This window comes from Mesorhizobium sp. M0587, assembly GCF_040320945.1.
Lineage (GTDB): Bacteria > Pseudomonadota > Alphaproteobacteria > Rhizobiales > Rhizobiaceae > Mesorhizobium.
Genome location: NZ_JAMYQP010000107.1, coordinates 1 through 818, shown reverse-complemented (window position 1 = coordinate 818; position 818 = coordinate 1). Strand labels below are relative to the sequence as shown.

The following is an 818-nucleotide window of genomic DNA, read 5'->3' as shown; positions in this document are numbered from 1 at the left end:
TTGATGGTGACGACGATGCCGGCACCGACGGTGCGGCCGCCTTCACGGATGGCGAAGCGCAGCTTCTCTTCCATGGCGATCGGCACGATCAGCTCGACATCGACGGTGATGTTGTCGCCGGGCATCACCATCTCGGTGCCTTCCGGCAGCGACACGATGCCGGTCACGTCGGTCGTGCGGAAGTAGAACTGCGGACGGTAGTTGGTGAAGAACGGCGTGTGACGGCCACCTTCGTCCTTGGTCAGGATGTAGGCTTCGGCCACGAACTTCTTGTGCGGCTTCACCGTGCCGGGCTTGGCCAGAACCTGGCCGCGCTCGACGCCTTCACGGTCGACGCCGCGCAGCAGCGCGCCGATGTTGTCGCCGGCCTGGCCCTGATCGAGCAGCTTGCGGAACATTTCCACGCCCGTGCAGGTCGTCTTGGTCGTCGGACGGATGCCGATGATCTCCAGCTCCTCGCCGACCTTGACCACGCCGCGCTCGACGCGGCCGGTCACCACCGTGCCACGGCCCGAGATCGAGAACACGTCCTCGATCGGCATCAGGAACGGCTTGTCGAGCGGACGAACCGGGGTCGGGATGTAGGCGTCGACCGCCGCCATCAGCTCGCGGATCGCGTCCTCGCCGATCTTCTTGTCGGAATCTTCCAGGGCGGCCAGCGCCGAACCCTTGACGATCGGAATGTCGTCGCCGGGGAACTCGTTCTTGGTCAAAAGCTCGCGAACCTCGAGCTCGACCAGTTCGAGCAGCTCGGCGTCGTCGACCTGGTCGACCTTGTTCAAAAACACCACGATCGACGGCACGCCGACCTGACGGGC

Annotated in this window: 1 protein-coding gene; it reads right to left on the bottom strand. The window is 64.8% G+C overall.

Features of this window, described 5'->3' with window-relative positions; translation table 11 throughout:
• Window positions 1-818 (bottom strand): elongation factor Tu (locus NKI49_RS33220; protein ID WP_352665160.1); only part of this gene is annotated, 818 nt, incomplete at both ends.